This is a genomic window from Pseudomonas sp. NFPP24 (assembly GCF_900112095.1).
In the GTDB taxonomy this organism is placed as follows: domain Bacteria; phylum Pseudomonadota; class Gammaproteobacteria; order Pseudomonadales; family Pseudomonadaceae; genus Aquipseudomonas; species Aquipseudomonas extremorientalis.
The window spans coordinates 253,740-271,923 of sequence record NZ_FOKD01000009.1 but is presented as its reverse complement, the minus strand read 5'-3'; the positions used below and the strand labels follow the sequence as shown (position 1 = coordinate 271,923).

General features: G+C 58.1%; 22 protein-coding genes and 1 tRNA gene. 20 read left to right on the top strand and 3 right to left on the bottom strand.

From position 1 onward, the window contains the following. Positions 1-244, bottom strand: a 244-nt coding sequence (gene tnpB / locus BM026_RS20910; protein WP_093529908.1) for an IS66 family insertion sequence element accessory protein TnpB, incomplete at its 3' end; no start/stop codon positions are given. A 228-nt stretch (positions 245-472) separates the two neighbouring features. Further along, positions 473-1,771, bottom strand: a complete 1,299-nt coding sequence (locus BM026_RS20905; protein ID WP_071489387.1) for an OprD family porin — start codon at positions 1,769-1,771, stop codon at positions 473-475. A gap of 745 nt (positions 1,772-2,516) precedes the next feature. Here BM026_RS20905 and BM026_RS20900 point away from each other — a divergent pair. Both BM026_RS20900 and BM026_RS20895 read left to right on the top strand, forming a co-directional pair. After that, positions 2,517-2,942: an HIT domain-containing protein gene (locus BM026_RS20900; RefSeq protein ID WP_071489388.1), complete on the top strand. Its 426-nt coding sequence runs from the start codon at positions 2,517-2,519 to the stop codon at positions 2,940-2,942. Positions 2,943-2,945: 3 nt separating this feature from the next. Further along, a complete protein-coding gene (locus tag BM026_RS20895) occupies positions 2,946-3,152 on the top strand; it encodes a SlyX family protein (protein ID WP_015885618.1) in 207 nt (68 codons plus the stop codon). Between the two features lie 67 nt (positions 3,153-3,219). On the opposite strand, the gene BM026_RS29510 is transcribed toward BM026_RS20895, so the two are convergent. After that, positions 3,220-3,822, bottom strand: a complete 603-nt coding sequence (locus BM026_RS29510) for a cold-shock protein (protein WP_092246878.1) — start codon at positions 3,820-3,822, stop codon at positions 3,220-3,222. Between the two features lie 414 nt (positions 3,823-4,236). Here BM026_RS29510 and BM026_RS20885 point away from each other — a divergent pair, with 414 nt between their 5' ends. The 18 genes from BM026_RS20885 to BM026_RS20800 all read left to right on the top strand — a co-directional run bounded on the left by BM026_RS20885 (position 4,237) and on the right by BM026_RS20800 (position 17,983). Next, positions 4,237-4,710, top strand: coding sequence for a Dps family protein (locus BM026_RS20885; RefSeq protein WP_071489389.1), 474 nt, complete (start codon positions 4,237-4,239; stop codon positions 4,708-4,710). Between the two features lie 180 nt (positions 4,711-4,890). Then, on the top strand, positions 4,891-5,235 hold the full coding sequence (locus BM026_RS20880) for a ribbon-helix-helix domain-containing protein (RefSeq protein ID WP_092246880.1): 345 nt from the start codon (positions 4,891-4,893) through the stop codon (positions 5,233-5,235). 166 nt (positions 5,236-5,401) lie between these two features. Beyond that, the gene (locus tag BM026_RS20875; RefSeq protein WP_003209804.1) at positions 5,402-5,623 is read left to right on the top strand and encodes an FmdB family zinc ribbon protein; all 222 of its coding nucleotides are present in this window, start codon (positions 5,402-5,404) and stop codon (positions 5,621-5,623) included. A gap of 107 nt (positions 5,624-5,730) precedes the next feature. After that, the gene (aspS, locus tag BM026_RS20870) at positions 5,731-7,506 is read left to right on the top strand and encodes an aspartate--tRNA ligase (RefSeq protein WP_071489391.1); all 1,776 of its coding nucleotides are present in this window, start codon (positions 5,731-5,733) and stop codon (positions 7,504-7,506) included. 136 nt (positions 7,507-7,642) lie between these two features. Next, positions 7,643-8,389, top strand: coding sequence for a YebC/PmpR family DNA-binding transcriptional regulator (locus tag BM026_RS20865; RefSeq protein WP_071489392.1), 747 nt, complete (start codon positions 7,643-7,645; stop codon positions 8,387-8,389). Positions 8,390-8,546: 157 nt separating this feature from the next. Continuing rightward, a complete protein-coding gene (gene ruvC / locus BM026_RS20860; RefSeq protein ID WP_016975450.1) occupies positions 8,547-9,071 on the top strand; it encodes a crossover junction endodeoxyribonuclease RuvC in 525 nt (174 codons plus the stop codon). A 66-nt stretch (positions 9,072-9,137) separates the two neighbouring features. Beyond that, positions 9,138-9,749 carry a Holliday junction branch migration protein RuvA gene (ruvA, locus tag BM026_RS20855; RefSeq protein ID WP_003175802.1) on the top strand — a complete coding sequence of 204 codons (612 nt, stop codon included), beginning with the start codon at positions 9,138-9,140 and terminating at the stop codon, positions 9,747-9,749. Next, positions 9,750-10,808 carry a Holliday junction branch migration DNA helicase RuvB gene (gene ruvB, locus BM026_RS20850; protein WP_003193867.1) on the top strand — a complete coding sequence of 353 codons (1,059 nt, stop codon included), beginning with the start codon at positions 9,750-9,752 and terminating at the stop codon, positions 10,806-10,808. Between the two features lie 139 nt (positions 10,809-10,947). Further along, positions 10,948-11,403 (top strand): tol-pal system-associated acyl-CoA thioesterase, encoded by a 456-nt coding sequence (ybgC, locus tag BM026_RS20845; RefSeq protein WP_025854760.1) that lies wholly within the window; start codon positions 10,948-10,950, stop codon positions 11,401-11,403. Position 11,404: 1 nt separating this feature from the next. Further along, positions 11,405-12,100 (top strand): protein TolQ, encoded by a 696-nt coding sequence (gene tolQ, locus BM026_RS20840; protein ID WP_015885609.1) that lies wholly within the window; start codon positions 11,405-11,407, stop codon positions 12,098-12,100. 23 nt (positions 12,101-12,123) lie between these two features. Continuing rightward, on the top strand, positions 12,124-12,576 hold the full coding sequence (tolR, locus tag BM026_RS20835; RefSeq protein WP_161793227.1) for a protein TolR: 453 nt from the start codon (positions 12,124-12,126) through the stop codon (positions 12,574-12,576). Then, positions 12,576-13,649 (top strand): cell envelope integrity protein TolA, encoded by a 1,074-nt coding sequence (tolA, locus tag BM026_RS20830; RefSeq protein WP_034109149.1) that lies wholly within the window; start codon positions 12,576-12,578, stop codon positions 13,647-13,649. The genes tolR and tolA overlap by 1 nt, the downstream gene beginning before the upstream one ends. Before the next feature lie 17 nt (positions 13,650-13,666). Continuing rightward, the gene (gene tolB / locus BM026_RS20825) at positions 13,667-14,947 is read left to right on the top strand and encodes a Tol-Pal system beta propeller repeat protein TolB (protein WP_071489395.1); all 1,281 of its coding nucleotides are present in this window, start codon (positions 13,667-13,669) and stop codon (positions 14,945-14,947) included. 55 nt (positions 14,948-15,002) lie between these two features. Further along, positions 15,003-15,503 carry a peptidoglycan-associated lipoprotein Pal gene (pal, locus tag BM026_RS20820; protein WP_003209827.1) on the top strand — a complete coding sequence of 167 codons (501 nt, stop codon included), beginning with the start codon at positions 15,003-15,005 and terminating at the stop codon, positions 15,501-15,503. Between the two features lie 6 nt (positions 15,504-15,509). Then, positions 15,510-16,340 carry a tol-pal system protein YbgF gene (gene ybgF, locus BM026_RS20815; protein WP_071489396.1) on the top strand — a complete coding sequence of 277 codons (831 nt, stop codon included), beginning with the start codon at positions 15,510-15,512 and terminating at the stop codon, positions 16,338-16,340. 165 nt (positions 16,341-16,505) lie between these two features. Further along, positions 16,506-17,153 (top strand): 7-carboxy-7-deazaguanine synthase QueE, encoded by a 648-nt coding sequence (gene queE, locus BM026_RS20810; protein WP_058423265.1) that lies wholly within the window; start codon positions 16,506-16,508, stop codon positions 17,151-17,153. Between the two features lie 16 nt (positions 17,154-17,169). Beyond that, positions 17,170-17,844 carry a 7-cyano-7-deazaguanine synthase QueC gene (gene queC, locus BM026_RS20805; protein WP_071489524.1) on the top strand — a complete coding sequence of 225 codons (675 nt, stop codon included), beginning with the start codon at positions 17,170-17,172 and terminating at the stop codon, positions 17,842-17,844. 63 nt (positions 17,845-17,907) lie between these two features. Continuing rightward, positions 17,908-17,983, top strand: a tRNA-Lys gene (locus BM026_RS20800). Positions 17,984-18,184: the final 201 nt, after the last annotated feature.

The window sequence follows — 18,184 nt, the reverse complement described above, 5'->3', positions numbered from 1 at the left end:
CGTCGGGCGAGGTTTTGAAACGCTCGGATTCCAGGCGCTTGAGCCAAAGACAGAAGCCGTTGCGCTCCCAATAGAGGATTTTCACCCGGTTGCGGGAGCGATTCAGAAAAACGAAAAGTACCGGGTCGAAGACGGCCACCTTGATATCCAGCTCGACCAGGGCGGCCAGGCCGTCGATGGATTTTCGGAAGTCCACGGACTTGGGGTAAAGGTAAACTTTTTCGACTTTGGCGTCGGGACGCATCATGAGGTGCTGGCTCCAGAAAGAGATCGGGAGCGCAGCATCGGGCTTCAATGGGCGGCTTTGAATGTGTGGGTGATGGATCGGTTACGGTTAATCTCGTTAGTTAGCTTGCTAGTTATTTTTCGATTGAAATTAAACGGCAATAAAAAAGCCGCCTCCTTGTCTGCAAGGGGGCGGCTTTTTATTTAAGGCCGAAGCCCTAAGCCATCGTTGTAATCAAACGGTCAATTACAAGATGTTCAGCGGGTAGTTCGCGATCAGACGCAGTTCGTCGATCGAAGGCGAACCGTAGTAAACGCCATCACCCGAACGATAGGTGGCTTGACGCAGACGCAGGCTCAGGTCCTTGGCGGGACCACTTTGGATCACGTACTTGGCTTCGATATCGCGTTCCCACTCTTTACCGTTGGAGGTTGTGGCGGTTTGAGCGCCGCTACCGGTTACGTAACGAGTCATGAAGCTCAGACCAGGAATGCCGAAGGTCGCCATGTTGATGTCATAACGCGCCTGATAGGACTTCTCGCCTTCGGCGTTGAAGTCGGAACGGGCAATGGAGTTGGCCAGGAATACAGAGCCGCCGCCATCTACGCCGTAGCCGTAGTCGCCATCACCGGTGACTTTCTGTGCTGCCAGGGTGAAGGTGTGAGCGCCAATGGTGTACGCACCCTGCAAGCTGAATGCACGGTTATCGAGCTTGACGGAGTTGTCGTAGTAAGCGCGTTGCTTGCCTTCGCCGTCGCTTTTGGTGTCGTAGATGTTGAAGTCCAGTGCGAAGGACTGATCGTTGCTCAGCGCGTGGGTCCAGTTAAGGTTGCTGTACCACTTGCGGAAGTAATCTTCGGTTTTTGCGTAGTACAGGCTGCCAGTGACCTCTGGGGTGAAAGAGTAGACGGCACCGGCAAAGTCGGTTTTCGTCAGGCCCAGGCTGTCACGGAAGGTCTGGTTCTGTGCGACGCTGGAGGTGAAGTGACCGCCTTCCAGTTTCAGGCCCTTGATCTCGTTGCTGGTGATCGAGATGCCCTGTGGCAGCTCAGGCAGCAAACGGCTGTCGTCGGAGGCGAATACTGGGGCTGTGGTGTACTGATCACCCACTTTCAGCACAGTATCGGAGATACGGAATTTAACCGCGCCGCCGCCTTTGGAGTAATCGTCTTGCGAGCGACCGTCTGCACCGGTGGGGAACAGACCGGTACCGGCGCGACCCTTTCCGCTGTCGAGCTTGACGCCCAGCAGGCCGATCACGTCAACACCAACACCGATGGTGCCTTGGGTGAAGCCCGATTGGTACAGGGCGTTGAAGCCCAGGCCAGTCTCTTCGGCACGACTTTTGTTCTTGCCGTTGACTTGCTCGTAGCCACGCAGTGGTTCGTTGCGGAAGTCGCGGCTGAAGTACAGAGCGCGAGTATTGATGCTGAAAGTGCTGTCTTCAACAAAGCCCTTGGAATCGTCCTGGGCGGACGCCATTGCGAACTGCGAGGTGCCTGCTGAAACAGCCAGGGCGATCATGCTCCACTTCATCACGCGCATCGTGATTTGCTCCTTTGGTTTTAGGAAGAGTACTGCCGTCCCACCTGTATTTTTATCTGGGCGGCTCTTTCTTTTATGTGTCGGCGCAAAGTTATATCACGCAGACTCTATTGACGATACTTACCCATCTATCCTTTCAGCTTCTTTACGAGGCTGTCGTAAATTGCTAGCTCCATGTCGCAAATCCACAGTCCTGTTGTAACCGGACTGACAACTTCAATACTGTTTCCAAACCCTTTTCAAAGTTTGAACGCTTCCTTGATACGCATTGAAACGCTGCTGTTCTTTATCGCGAAACACCTGCTTCCAATCGGGTGTCGTTGCCGACGATGCAGGTGTCAATGCAACAAGCGTGCACAAAGCGGTAACCGAATGTCATTTTTTCGTGAAAACCGTTCCGGCCCTGTAAAAACCGCATAAGCACGGGCTTTTTACGCCGTTTGGTTTGGGCTTGACGCGGCTGTGTTACCCCTCTTCGGTGGTACATAAAACCTGTGCGCGGGAAAAACGTTACCGGTTCACCCTCATGAGTGGGTAATTGGCGGATCCCTTTGAGGCACAAGTGGGTCATTTTGGTGCGTCCCGGTGAGGCCCGGTTTAGCGTAGCTCAAATATTCGACCGCCTCGAAAGAGTGCATGTTTTTTCATCACTGGCGCCGGCGCTTTCCTGCATTCGCCGTGAAGCCGTGCGCATTCGAAGGTATGCTGGGCGCCTGAACCTGACTTGCCGAACGGAGTGCCCACGGTGTTCGCCCTAGATCAACGCCTGCAACAAGACACACTGGTCATCGGGGACTTCCCGCTGTGCCGCCTGCTGCTGTCCAATGACTCAAACTATCCGTGGTTCATCCTGGTGCCACGCATCAACGCTATCAGCGAAGTGTTTCAACTGGATGTCGCCGACCAGCAGCGTTTGTGGCAAGAGACGACTGCCCTGGCCCAGTTGTTGAATGAAGGCTTGGCCGCCGACAAGATGAACATCGGCGCCCTGGGCAATGTGGTCAGCCAATTGCACGTGCATGTGATCGTGCGCAAGCGCGACGATGCTGCCTGGCCGGCGCCGGTATGGGGCAAGCATCCGGCGCAGCCTTACACCGATGAGCAAGTCGCTGCCATCCGCGCCCGTCTGCGCGAGCTGTTGCCTGCCGACTTCATTTTCAACCAGGGCTGAATCATGGACCTGCAAGACCGCGTCACCGACCTGGAAAGCCGCCTGGCCTTTCAGGACGACACCATCGAGACCCTCAATGACATCCTCGTCACGCAGCAGCGTGCTGTAGAGCGCCTGCAATTGCAGATGACCGCGCTGCTCAAGCGCCAGGAAGAAATGGGCGGCCAGTTCGAAACCTCCGAAGAAGAAGCGCCGCCTCCTCACTATTGATAGCCACGCATAAAAAAACCGCGACCCAGCCAGGCTGGATCGCGGTTTTTTGCTGCGAACGCAGGTATCAGCGGCGCGGCAGTGCAGCGATCACGTCTTCGGCCTGCAGGCCTTTGTCGCGATTCATCACGGAGAACTCCACGCGCTGGCCTTCCACCAGGACGCGATGGCCTTCGCCGCGAATGGCCCGGAAGTGGACGAAGATATCGTCGCCCGAATCACGGGAAATAAAGCCGAAGCCTTTGGATGTGTTGAACCACTTGACGGTACCGGTATCCCGATTGGTCATGTCGTAGGTTTGCGACGAGGCCGCAGGGGACGAACGGTAGAAGCTGATGGCCAGGTGAAGAACGATGGCGACCACAGCGATCACCAGGCTGAGCAGGATGGCCGGGTGGCCGCCGACTTCAGGCATGGGTGCCAGGAGGGTGAGGGTTTGTACGACAACGGTCAGTACCAGCAGCGCGCTGACCAGGTTTTGCAGTTGATGACGCGTGCCTTTATTCCAGTAAGGGATCACCGGTGCCAGCGTCAGGTTAAGAAGGCCGAACATGGCCAGGTACAGAGCGTCGTGTTGTTCCAGATACGGCAGGCTTTCAGGCTGCAGGCTCGGGATAAAGGACAGCAGCAAAGCTGCAACGCCCGTTAGCAGGTGGACGATTTTCAACATTTTGATTAACTCACGTTAAGACGGATCACAAGGAAGAGCTGACTGGCACGGTTCGCTTCTGAACAATGGGAGGCGTTGGGCACGTGCGCGGGGTATCAGCCTATGCCGCTGCCGCAGAAAGTAACGGCGGCGACACGCTGTCTATTTAACAGCAAAGGCTGTGCCTACTCAAATCAAGCATTTCGGGGTATTGCAAGGGCGATGGCATTTCTGCAGCAAACGCTTGTCCTAGACACGTGCAGGTTTTTCAAACGGCCAGCAGAGAAATTTCCTACTTGCCTCAAAGGCTTGGGTTGCTCCGGTCGGCAGGGCGCACCGGGGCGAATTGCCGCGCCGGGCTGCGCATCACCGGCACTCTTGCTAGAGTGGTCCTGCACCTGATCAATGAATGCTTGTCAATTGAAGGGGATAAACATGGCAATCGATATCGGTATCAGTGAAGAAGATCGTAAATCCATCGTCGACGGGCTTTCGCGACTGCTTTCCGATACCTATGTTCTGTATCTGAAAACCCACAACTTCCATTGGAACGTCACGGGCCCCATGTTCCGCACGCTGCACTTGATGTTCGAAGAGCAGTACAACGAACTGGCCCTGGCCGTGGACTCCATTGCCGAGCGTATCCGTGCCCTGGGGTTTGCTGCGCCGGGTGCCTACTCCATCTATGCCCGTCTTTCTTCCATCAAGGAAGAAGAGGGCGTGCCCAGTGCCGAAGAGATGATCAAGCAGCTGGTGGCTGGCCAGGAAGCGGTCACCCGCACCGCGCGCGGTATCTTCCCGCTGCTCGACAAGGTCAGCGATGAGCCGACGGCCGACCTGCTGACCCAGCGTATGCAGGTGCATGAGAAAACCGCGTGGATGCTGCGGTCCCTGCTTGAAAATCAGTAAACGCTGACCTTGAGTGGCGCCGCCCTGGCGCCGCTCGCTTGTTTCCGCGCATTTCCTGGCGTTGTCCTACGTCGATCAACTCCGCGTCTTCTGGCTGCCTGCCGCTCCCTGCTGTTTTTATAGGGCATTGCCCAATGGGACGACCCATGGGCGGTTGTTTGGCAATGGAGTGTCAGGTGTATGTCACGCGGAGTCGGTAATGGAGTGATGGAAACCGGTGGTTTCCATAAGATAAAGATCGACCCTTTTGCAAAAGGGTTCGATATGGGGCTGGCCAAGCCGCTGTCCCGGTCGGTGAGGCTCAATGGTTTTTCCACGTGCCTGCGGCTGGAGCAGATCTATTGGAATATCCTCACGGAAATCGCCAGGATCAATGCCTGTTCAGTCAGTGCGTTGCTGTCTTATGTCGATCGGGAAGTACACTTGCGTTATGGCGGTGTGAAGAACTTCAGTGGGTTGGTCAGGGTGGTGTGCGTGGTTCATGTCCTCAAAGGGCGTTTTGACCCTGCGTGCTCACCGGGATAGCCACCGGGCTTCGGGGCCGGCCCTCCATCATGGCGGGCAGGGCCCTGGGCAGAATGCCGGCTGCGCTGCCTCGATTTACCAGATATAATCCCGCGCTTTGCTACGCATGCTGCGGACCCGTAGGGCAGGCGTGGCGCAGTAACGTTCTGATCGCCGAGACATCGCCATGCCCATGTACGACTACCAATGTGCTTCCTGCGGTCATCAGCTGGAAGCCATTCAGAAGATCAGCGCAGCGCCGTTGGTCGATTGCCCAGCCTGCCAGGCGCCTGAGCTCAAGAAGATGTTGTCCATGCCGGGCTTCCGCTTGAGCGGCAACGGCTGGTACGAGACCGACTTCAAGACCGGCTCGAAGAAGAACCTGGCCGGCGGCGACAAAGCAGACTGAGTTGAACTCTACGCGCAGGCTCCTGCATTATCCGTCCCCTGCTTTAATGTACGGTGACGAGGCAGGCCTCCACCGAATTTCGAATTACGAGAAGTGAAACCACTACCATGATGCGCAGCCACTATTGCGGCCAACTGAACGAGACCCTGGAAGGTCAGGAAATCACCCTTTGCGGATGGGTTCACCGTCGCCGCGACCACGGCGGGGTGATCTTCCTCGATATCCGTGATCGTGATGGTCTGGCCCAGGTGGTGTTCGACCCGGATCGCGCCGAAAGCTTCGCCGCCGCCGACCGCGTGCGCAGCGAATACGTCGTGAAGATCACCGGCAAGGTTCGCCTGCGTCCGGCGGGTGCCGTGAACAAGAACATGGCGTCCGGCGGCATCGAAGTGCTGGGCTATGAGCTGGAAGTACTGAACGAGTCGGAAACCCCGCCGTTCCCACTCAACGAATACTCTGACGTGGGCGAAGAAACCCGCCTGCGCTATCGCTTCCTGGACCTGCGTCGTCCGGAAATGGCCGAGAAGCTGCGTCTGCGTTCGCGCATGACCACCAGCATCCGTCGTTTCCTCGACGAAAACGGCTTCCTCGATGTCGAAACCCCGATCCTGACCCGGGCCACCCCGGAAGGCGCGCGTGACTACCTGGTGCCTAGCCGCACCCACGCCGGTTCCTTCTTCGCCCTGCCGCAATCGCCTCAGCTGTTCAAGCAACTGCTGATGGTCGCCGGCTTCGACCGCTACTACCAGATCGCCAAGTGCTTCCGCGACGAAGACCTGCGCGCTGACCGCCAGCCTGAATTCACCCAGATCGACATCGAGACCAGCTTCCTCGATGAAAAAGAGATCATGGGCCTGACCGAACAGATGATCCGCAACCTGTTCAAGGAAGTGCTGGGCCTGGAATTCGGCGACTTCCCGCACATGACCTTCGAAGAGGCCATGCGCCGCTACGGTTCCGACAAGCCAGATCTGCGTAACCCGCTGGAACTGGTGGACGTGGCCGACCAACTCAAAGAAGTCGACTTCAAGGTGTTCAGCGGCCCGGCCAACGACCCTAAATGCCGCATCGCCGCCCTGCGCGTGCCTGGCGGCGCGAGCATGCCGCGCAAGCAGATCGACGACTACACCAAGTTCGTTGGCATCTACGGTGCCAAGGGCCTGGCGTATATCAAGGTCAACGAGCGCGCCAATGGCGTTGACGGCCTGCAATCGCCGATCGTGAAGAACATTCCGCTGGACAACCTGAACGCGATCCTCGATCGCGTCGGCGCAGTCGACGGCGATATCGTGTTCTTCGGCGCCGACAAGGCCAAGATCGTCAGCGAAGCCTTGGGCGCGCTGCGCATCAAGCTGGGTCACGACTTGAACCTGCTGACCTGCGAATGGGCCCCGATGTGGGTCGTTGACTTCCCGATGTTCGAAGAAAACGACGACGGTAGCTTCAGCGCCTTGCACCACCCGTTCACCGCGCCGAAATGCTCGCCGGCCGAACTGGAAGCCAACCCGGCTGGCGCGCTGTCCCGCGCGTATGACATGGTATTGAACGGTACCGAGCTGGGTGGCGGTTCGATCCGTATCCACCGCAAGGAAATGCAGCAAGCGGTGTTCCGCCTGTTGGGCATCAACGAAGCGGAACAGGAAGAGAAGTTCGGCTTCCTGCTCGACGCGCTGAAATACGGTGCGCCGCCCCATGGTGGCCTGGCGTTCGGCCTGGACCGCCTGGTGATGCTGATGACCGGCGCCCAGTCGATCCGTGAAGTGATCGCCTTCCCGAAAACCCAGAGCGCTGCGGACGTCATGACCCAGGCGCCAGGTGTGGTGGATGCCAAGGCATTGCGCGAGCTGCACATCCGTCTGCGCGAGACGCCGAAGGCTGAGTAAGGCTGCTGCGTGAAAGCGCGTTGAGGTTTACGCAGTCAAAAAAGGCGCATCTTCGGATGCGCCTTTGCGTTACAAGGGTTGCATTCCGCCTGGGGCGGAATTGATAAGGTTTCTAGAGAATTTTTGGAGTTGTGTTATGGCTGGCCATTCCAAGTGGGCGAACATCAAGCACCGCAAAGAGCGTCAGGATGCCAAGAAAGGCAAGATTTTCACTAAATGGATCCGCGAGCTGACCGTCGCGGCCCGCCAGGGTGGGGGTGATCCAGGCTCCAACCCGCGTCTGCGCTTGGCGCTGGACAAGGCCCTTGGCGCGAACATGAGTCGCGACATCATCGACCGCGCCGTGGCCCGCGGTGCCGGCGCTGCCGATACCGACGACATGGTCGAGCTGAGCTACGAAGGCTATGGCCCGGGTGGCGTGGCCGTGATGGTCGAGTGCATGACCGACAACCGCAACCGTACTGCCGCCGCTGTGCGTCATGCATTCAGCAAATGTGGTGGCAACCTCGGCACTGACGGTTCGGTGGCCTACCTGTTCGAGCGCAAGGGGCAGATTACCTTCGCGCCGGGCACCGATGAAGATGCGCTGATGGAAGCGGCGATGGAGGCGGATGCCGACGACGTGGTGACCAACGAAGACGGTTCCATCGACGTGTTCACTTCGTTCGCCAGCTTCTATGCGGTGCGCAATGCCCTGGAAGCGGCCGGTTTCAAAGGTACCGACGCGGAAATCGTGATGCTGCCGACCACCAGCGCCGAGCTGGACCTGGACGGTGCGCAGAAAGTGCTGAAGATGCTGGATATGCTCGAAGACCTGGATGATGTGCAGAACGTGTATTCCAACGCCGACATCCCTGAGTCTGTAGCCGAACAGCTAGGCTGAAGGACGATGTAGATCAAAAAGTGGGAGGGGGCTTGCCCCCGATGACAGTGTGTCAGTTACGTATAAATCGACTGATTCACCGCTATCGGGGGCAAGCCCCCTCCCACATAGGGTCTTCTCTGTGTCAAAAAATGTGCTTACCCAACCCGCAGGCGTTATGACTTTAATCCTAGGTATCGACCCCGGTTCGCGCATCACCGGTTTTGGCGTGGTGCAACAGACCCCGCGTGGCTGCGTGTACGTGGCTTCGGGCTGCATCCGCACCGGCGCGGGCGAGTTGGCCGAGCGCCTGCAGATCGTTTATCGCGGCGTGCGTGAGGTGATCCAGACCTACGGGCCGGTGACCATGGGTATCGAAAAGGTGTTCATGGCAAAGAATGCCGACTCCGCGTTGAAGCTTGGCCAGGCCCGTGGCGCCGCCATCGTTGCCGGCGCCGAGGAGGGCATGGAAATCGCCGAGTACACCGCCACCCAGGTCAAACAGGCCGTGGTCGGCACCGGCGCGGCGAACAAAGAGCAGGTGCAGATGATGGTCATGCATATGCTCAAGCTCACTTCAAAACCGCAGATCGACGCCTCGGACGCCCTGGCTATTGCCATTTGCCATGCGCACACTCGCTCAAGCTTACTGCCTCACGGCCTGGGCACGGCACGCAGTCGTGGCGGGCGCCTGCGTCTCTGATAGCATCAGCGCAATCGTTATTTCCGGTCGGGCCCTGCTCTGACCCTAGCTTTAAGGATCTGAACCGTGATTGGACGCTTGCGCGGCACTCTGGCTGAGAAACAGCCGCCACACCTGATTCTGGATGTAAATGGGTTGGGGTATGAGCTGGAAGTGCCCATGACCACCTTGTATCGCCTCCCGTCAGTCGGTGAGCCGATTACGCTGCATACTCACTTGGTGGTACGTGAAGATGCGCAATTGCTCTATGGTTTCATTGGCAAGCGTGACCGTGACTTCTTCCGTGAGCTCATCCGCCTGAACGGCGTAGGGCCGAAACTGGCCCTGGCGTTGATGTCGAGCTTGGAAGTGGATGAGCTGGTGCGTGCCGTTTCGGCCCAGGACACCTCGGCGCTGACCAAGGTGCCAGGCGTCGGCAAGAAGACCGCCGAGCGCCTGCTGGTGGAACTCAAGGACCGCTTCAAGGCCTGGGAGGTCGTACCGAGCATGTTCGCCCTTGTACCGAACCAGCCGGACATGCCGGCCGGCCAGGTGGCGAGCGCCGAAAGCGATGCGGTCAGCGCGCTGATTTCCCTGGGTTACAAACCCCAGGAAGCCAGCAAGGCCGTATCGGCCATCAAGGACAAGAACCTGAGCAGTGAAGACATGATCCGCCGCGCCCTGAAGGGAATGATTTAAGTGATTGAAGCTGATCGTCTGATTGCAGCCACCGGCCCGCGCGACCGTGAAGAGGTCCAGGACCGCGCCATCCGCCCCCTGAGCCTGGCCGAATACATTGGCCAGCCCACCGTGCGCGAGCAGATGGAATTGTTCATCCAGGCTGCGCGTGGGCGCAGTGAGTCCCTGGACCACACGCTGATCTTCGGCCCACCGGGCCTGGGCAAGACCACCCTGGCCAACATCATTGCCCAGGAAATGGGCGTATCGATCAAGTCCACCTCCGGCCCGGTGCTGGAACGTCCGGGTGACCTGGCGGCGTTGCTGACCAACCTTGAACCGCACGATGTGCTGTTTATCGACGAGATCCATCGGTTATCCCCGATCGTCGAAGAAGTGTTGTACCCGGCCATGGAAGACTTCCAGCTCGACATCATGATCGGCGAAGGCCCGGCCGCCCGCTCGATCAAGCTCGACCTGCCGCCGTTCACGCTGGTCGGCGCTACAACCCGCGCAGGGATGCTGACCAACCCACTGCGAGACCGTTTCGGCATTGTTCAACGTCTAGAGTTCTATAGCACGGCTGATCTGGCGACCATTGTCAGCCGTTCGGCGAGCATTCTCGGCTTGCCGCTGGACCCGGAAGGCGCGTTTGAAATCGCCCGTCGGGCCCGCGGCACGCCGCGGATCGCCAACCGCCTGCTGCGACGCGTGCGAGACTTTGCCGAGGTGCGGGCCAAGGGGCACATCACCAAGGCCGTGGCCGACCTGGCCTTGAACCTGCTGGACGTGGATGAGCACGGCTTCGATCACCAGGATCGACGTCTGCTCCTGACCATGATCGAGAAGTTCGACGGTGGCCCGGTGGGCGTCGACAGCCTGGCGGCGGCCATCAGTGAAGAGCGCCACACCATTGAGGATGTGTTGGAACCGTACCTGATCCAGCAGGGCTACATCATGCGCACGCCAAGGGGCAGGGTGGTGACGCGTCACGCCTATCTGCACTTTGGGTTAAACATTCCGTCACGATTGGGCGAGATGCCCGTAGTAGACGAATTCCTCGATGCAGTGGACGATTAAAAACCTATAGCCAGTCGATTTATCCGAGGTTTGTGCTGTCCTAGTGGCTGGTGTCGTCATTCAGTCGTTAGAAATGTTTCAGACAATGAAAAAACAGTTGCCCAGCCGGATTGGCAACCTGAGGAGTAAGCACTAGAGTATGCGCGCGCAAAACGGGGATCAGTCGTTCGCACATCGCTGTCGCGTTTATTACGAGGACACCGATGCCGGCGGCATCGTGTATTACGTCAATTACCTCAAGTTCATGGAGCGGGCTCGAACCGAGCGGCTACGGGAGCTGGGCTTTGCCCAATCCGAGCTGGCAGGGGAGGACCTGTTATTCGTCGTGCACTCCAGCGAGGCGCGGTATCACGCGCCGGCGCGGCTGGACGACGAATTGTTGGTCAGCGCTGAAGTAATCGAATTGAACCGTGTCAGCCTGCGTTTCAAGCAGCAGGTCAGGCGGGCAACGGATGCAACGCTGCTCTGTGAGGGGCAGTTCCTGGTGGCCTGTGTGCGCACCAATAGCTTGAAACCCCGGGCCATTCCCGAAGCTCTACGTGCGGCCTTTGCTGACGTAAGCGGCGCGGGTAAACAATCAAAGCAGGAGATTTAGCGTGGAACCTACCGTCGTCGACCATTCCTCCATGTGGAGCCTGGTCAGCAATGCCAGTGTTGTGGTTCAACTGGTCATGCTGACCCTGGTAGCCGCATCGGTTACCTCTTGGGTCATGATTTTTCAGCGCAGCAACCTGCTGCGTGCCGGTCGACGTGCCCTGGAGAGCTTTGAAGAGCGCTTCTGGTCGGGTATCGACCTGTCCAAGCTGTACCGCCAGGCCGGCAGCAACCCGGACCCGGACTCGGGCGTCGAGCAGATCTTCCGCGCCGGCTTCAAGGAATTCTCCCGTCTGCGCCAGCAGCCAGGCGTTGACCCGGAAGCGGTGATGGAAGGTGTGGCCCGTGCCATGCGCGTGGCCATTTCCCGCGAAGAAGAAAAGCTTGAGCAAAGCCTGCCGTTCCTCGCCACCGTCGGCTCCGTGAGCCCGTACATCGGTCTGTTCGGTACCGTGTGGGGGATCATGAACTCCTTCCGTGGCCTGGCCCAGGCCCAGCAAGCGACACTGGCCACCGTGGCGCCGGGTATCGCCGAGGCCCTGATCGCCACCGCGATCGGCCTGTTTGCCGCTATCCCCGCAGTAATCGCCTACAACCGCTTCGCTGCTACCAGCGAAACGTTGATCGGTCGTTACTACACCTTCGCCGACGAGTTCCAGGCGATCCTGCACCGTAAAGTGCACACCAGCGAAGAATAAGCAGGTAATTCCCAATGGCTTTAATCGCTCGAGCTCGCAAAAAGCGCAAGCCGGTCGCCGAGATGAACGTAGTGCCTTACATCGACGTGATGCTGGTGCTGCTGGTTATCTTCATGGTGACCGCGCCGATGCTCAACCAGGGCGTGAAGGTTGATTTGCCCAAGGTTTCCAGTGAAGCCTTGCCGCAAGACAACAACACTCAAGTCCTGACCATTTCGATCAAGGCTGACAAGACCTATTACTGGAACCTTGGCAGCGAAGTCGACACGCAGAAGCAGCAAGACAAGGCGCTCACCTTGCCTGCGATGACCGATGCAGTGACCAAGATCATTCGCTCCGGCAACGAAGGCGGCAAGCACACCCAGGTGTTCATCCGTGGCGACAAATCGGTCGACTACGGCTCCGTCATGGGCGCCATGGGCGGGCTGCAGAAGGCCGGCGTGGGTAACGTTGGCTTGATTACCGAGGCGCCCTGATGCAGCAACAGCGAGAGCCGTCCGCCTCGGAAAGCTACTTCTGGCCTAGCGTCTGGGCGATTGCGCTGCATGTCCTGGTGTTTGGCATGCTGTTCGTCAGCTTCGCCATGACCCCGGACCTGCCGCCAGCCAAGCCGATCGTGCAGGCGACCCTGTATCAGCTGAAGTCGAAAAGCCAGGCCACCACCCAGACCAATCAGAAGATTGCGGGTGAAGCCCAGAAGTCGGCTGCGCGCCAGACTGAAGTCGAACAGATGGAACAGAAGAAGGTCGAGCAGGAAGCGGTGAAGGCGGCTGCGGAACAAAAGAAAGAAGAGGCGGCTCAAAAGGCCGAGGAATCGAAAAAGGCTGACGAAGCCAAGAAGGCTGACGAGGCGAAAAAGGCTGATGAAGCCAAGAAAGCCGAGAAAGCTGCCGAAGCGAAAAAGGCCGAAGAGAAACAATTGGCTGATATAGCCAAGAAGAAATCTGAAGAAGAAGCCAAGAAGGCTGCCGAAGAAGAGGCCAAGAAAAAGGCCGCTGAAGACGCCAAGAAGAAAATAGTCGAAGACGCGAAGAAAAAAGCCGCCGAAGACGCCAAGAAAAAAGCTGAAGCAGACGAGGCGAAGAAAAAAGTCGCCGACGACGCGAAGAAGAAAGCTGCCGCCGACGCCCAGAAGAAAAAGGCCCAGGAAGCAGCGCGCAAATCCGCCGAAGAGAAGAAGGCCCAGGCCTTGGCAGATTTGCTCTCCGACACGCCGCAGCGTCAGCAAGCCTTGGCCGATGAACGTGGTGATGAAGTCGCGGGCAGTTTCGACGATCTGATTCGGGCACGGGCAGCGGAAGGCTGGACACGTCCACCTTCGGCGCGCAAAGGCATGACAGTAGTGCTGCAGATCGGCATGTTGCCGGACGGTACGGTGACTTCGGTCAGCGTGGCCAAGTCCAGTGGTGACGGTTCGTTCGACAGTTCGGCGGTTGCCGCAGTCAAGAACATTGGCCGGTTGACCGAGATGCAGGGAATGAAACCAAGCGACTTCGCTCCCTATCGTTCATTCAAGATGACATTCACACCTGAGGATCTAGCCTTGTGAGAAACCTTCTTCGAGGAATGCTTGTCGTTATTTGCTGTATGGCAGGGATAGCGGCGGCGGATGAAAAGAACATCCTGGTTACCAGCGGTAGTGATCGGGCCACTCCGATCGCAGTAGTACCGTTCGGCTGGCAGGGCGGCAGCGTACTGCCGGACGACATGGCCCAGATCGTCAGTGATGACCTGCGCAACTCCGGCTATTACGCACCGATTCCGAAAGGCAACATGATCAGCCAGCCTACCCAGGCCAGCGAAGTCATCTTCCGTGACTGGAAAGCAGTGGGCGCGCAGTACCTGATGGTCGGCAATATCACGCCGGCCGGTGGTCGTCTGCAAATCACCTACGCCTTGTTCAACGTGGCGACCGAGCAGCAGGTCTTGACCGGCAGCGTCTCGGGCACGGCCGAGCAGATCCGCGACATGGCCCACTACATCTCGGACCAGTCGTTCGAAAAACTCACCGGTATCAAGGGGGCTTTCTCGACGCGTCTTCTGTATGTAACGGCTGAGCGTTTCTCCGTAGACAACACTCGTTACACCTTGCAGCGTTCGGACTACGACGGTGCTCGCGCTGTGACCTTGCTGCAATCCCGTGAGCCAATCCTGTCGCCGCGTTTCGCGCCGGACGGCAAGCGTATTGCCTACGTGTCTTTCGAGCAGAAGCGTCCGCGTATCTTCGTCCAGCACATTGATACTGGCCGTCGTGAGCAGATCACCAACTTCGAAGGCCTCAACGGTGCGCCGGCTTGGTCACCGGATGGTTCGCGCCTGGCGTTCGTGCTGTCTAAAGACGGCAACCCGGACATCTACGTGATGAACATGGCTTCACGCCAGATCACTCGCGCAACCAGCGGCCCAGGTATCAATACCGAACCGTTCTGGGGCAAGGATGGTTCGACCATCTACTTCACCTCTGACCGTGGCGGCAAGCCACAGGTCTATAAGGCGAATGTGAATGGTGGTGGTGCAGAGCGCGTTACTTTTATCGGTAACTACAACGCCAACCCTAAGCTTTCGGCTGATGAAAAGACGTTGGTGATGATTCACCGTCAGGATGGTTTCACTAATTTCCGGGTTGCGGCCCAGGATTTGCAGCGCGGAACCGTAAAAATCCTTACAGATACCAACCTTGATGAGTCAGCCACTGTTGCGCCCAACGGCACCATGGTAATCTACGCCACCCGCCAGCAGGGCCGGGGAGTCTTGATGCTCGTGTCCATTAATGGACGCGTAAGGCTCCCGCTTCCTACCGCACAAGGCGAAGTCAGAGAACCATCCTGGTCCCCTTACCTGAACTGACGCGGCGCTACAAAAAGATTTGCTTAACACACTGGGGTTCATTAGGAGTTTCACGATGGAAATGCTGAAGTTTGGTAAGTTTGCTGCTCTGGCTCTGGCTCTGTCCGTAGCCGTTGGTTGCTCGTCTAAAGGCGGCGACAATGCCGGTGAAGGCGCAGCTGTTGATCCAAACGCTGGTTACGGCGCTAACACTGGTGCGGTTGACGGCTCCCTGAGCGAAGAAGCTGCTCTGCGCGCTATCACCACTTTCTACTTCGAATACGACAGTTCGGACCTGAAACCAGAAGCCATGCGCGCTCTGGACGTTCACGCGAAGGACCTGAAAGCTAACGGCGCTCGCGTTGTTCTGGAAGGTAACACTGACGAACGTGGTACTCGTGAGTACAACATGGCACTGGGCGAGCGTCGTGCGAAAGCCGTTCAGCGCTACCTGGTACTGCAAGGTGTTGCTCCAGGCCAACTGGAACTGGTTTCCTACGGTAAAGAGCGTCCAGTTGCTACTGGCCACGACGAGCAGTCCTGGGCTCAAAACCGTCGCGTCGAACTGCGTAAGTAATTCGTCATGCGAACGTGCCGTCGTGCTCTGACTGTATTGGCTCTCAGCCTCGCACCGCTTGCGGTGTGGGCTGCGGTTCCTGTGGAAGATAGCAACTCTGGCTATAACAATAGCGGGAGCAGTTATCCGCCAGCGGGTTATGGCACGAACGGCGCCTATGCGGGGGGAGCGGCTACGTCCGCTCCCTCGGCACAGGGCGAACTGTTCAACCAATTGCAACGCATGCAGGATCAAATCGCGCAGCAGCAAGGCGCTATTGAGGTACTGCAAAACCAGGTGAACCAGCTCAAGCAAGAAGGCCTGGAGCGTTACAAGGATCTTGATCAACGTATTGGAGCCGGCGTTCAACCTGCCGCAACTCCTGATAATTCTCCTGCCGGTGGCGCGCCTAGCGCTGCTGCCGGTGCAGCAGCAGGGGCGGCTGCCAGCCAAGCCCCTGCCGCGAGCAGCGAACCGGGTGATCCGGCGAAGGAAAAGCTGTATTACGATGCAGCCTTCGACCTGATCAAAGCCAAGGATTTCGACAAGGCCAGCCAGGCCTTTACCGCTTTCCTGCGTAAATACCCGAACAGCCAATATGCGGGCAACGCCCAATACTGGTTAGGTGAAGTCAACCTGGCAAAGGGTGACCTACAGGGCGCGGGCCAGGCATTTGCCAAGGTCAGCCAGCTGTACCCCAAGCACGCCAAGGTGCCGGACTCGCTGTACAAACTCGCTGACGTAGAACGCCGCCTGGGTCATACCGACAAGGTCAAAGGCATTCTGCAACAGGTGGTGGCCCAGTATCCCGGGACTTCCGCTGCCCAGTTGGCCCAACGGGACTTGCAGCGCTTGTAAGCGATGTTTGCCCGTTTAGAAGAAACCCGCGCCTGGCGCGGGTTTTTTCGTTAGAATCCACGCCCTTTTATGAAACACGCTTTTTGGGGTCTACGCGTTGGCGGGGTCCCTCAAAGTGCCTGACGGAGGCGGACAGCCTGTTTAGCTGTTACGCCCGTGGCGACTATGCAAGACACATTACGTATTACCGAAGTTTTTTACTCGTTGCAGGGTGAAACGCGGACGGCCGGCCTGCCCACAGTATTTGTGCGCCTGACCGGTTGCCCCTTGCGTTGCCAGTACTGCGACAGCGCCTACGCCTTCAGTGGTGGCACGGTGCGCACCCTCGATGACATCCTGGAGCAGGTTGCCGGCTACAAGCCGCGCTATGTCTGTGTGACCGGCGGTGAGCCGCTGGCCCAGCCCAATGCCATCCCATTGCTCAAGCAGCTGTGTGACGCCGGTTACGAGGTTTCCCTGGAAACCAGTGGCGCCTTGGATATCTCTGCAGTTGACCCCCGCGTAAGCCGGGTAGTCGACCTCAAGACCCCCGATTCCAAGGAATCGCATCGCAACCGCTACGAGAACATCGAGCTGTTGACGGCCAACGACCAGGTCAAGTTCGTCATCTGTTCGCGTGACGACTACGACTGGGCGAACTCCAAGCTGATTCAATACGGGCTGGACCGCCGTGCAGGCGAAGTGCTGTTCTCACCAAGCCACCATGACCTGAATGCACGTGACCTCGCCGATTGGGTGGTTGCGGACAATCTGCCGGTGCGCCTGCAATTGCAGTTGCATAAATACCTTTGGAACGACGAGCCAGGACGCTGATATGACTGAACACACCATGGATCAAAAACGCGCGGTAATCCTGCTGTCCGGCGGCCTCGACTCCGCCACGGTGGTTGCCATGGCGCAGGCGCAAGGCTACAGCTGCTACACCATGAGCTTCGACTACGGCCAGCGTCACCGTGCCGAGTTGAACGCTGCGGCCCGCGTCGCCCGCGACATGGGCGTGGTCGAACACAAGGTGATTGGCCTGAACCTCAACGGCATCGGCGGCTCAGCACTGACCGACAGCAGCATCGATGTGCCAGAAACCCCCGGTGAAGGCATCCCGGTGACCTACGTGCCGGCACGTAACACGGTGTTCCTGTCCCTGGCGCTTGGCTGGGCAGAGGTACTTCACGCTCGCGACATTTTCATCGGCGTCAACGCGGTGGATTATTCAGGTTACCCTGACTGCCGTCCGGAGTTCGTCGAGTCGTTCGAACGCATGGCCAACCTGGCGACAAAGGCCGGTGTAGAAGGGCAGGGCTTCCGTATCCTGGCGCCGCTGCAAAACCTGAGCAAGGCTGACATCGTGAAGGCAGGCGTAGGACTTGGCGTCGATTATTCGCTGACTGTTTCCTGCTATCAGGCAGACGATGACGGCCGTGCTTGTGGGAAATGCGACAGCTGCAGACTGCGTGCAGAAGGCTTCCAAGCCGCCGGAATTACTGACCCAACGCGTTATTTCTGATTTATTTCAAATAAGGTGTTGAATAATCCTTAGAAATCAGTATTATACGCGCCACCACACAGCGGGTCGTTAGCTCAGTTGGTAGAGCAGTTGGCTTTTAACCAATTGGTCGTAGGTTCGAATCCCACACGACCCACCATTTTTGGCGGTTTAGAAAATCCGGAAGGCCCACGCAAGTGAGGATTTCCGGGTTTTTTTTGCCTGCCTGAAAACCCGACAGCCCCAGGCCAACGAAAAGCCTGGGGTTTTTTTGCATCTGCGCGAGGCTGACGCTATCGCCGAAACCCGTGGGTCACAATCGGGTTTCAAGGTCATTACTGGAAACGAAAAAACAGGCAAA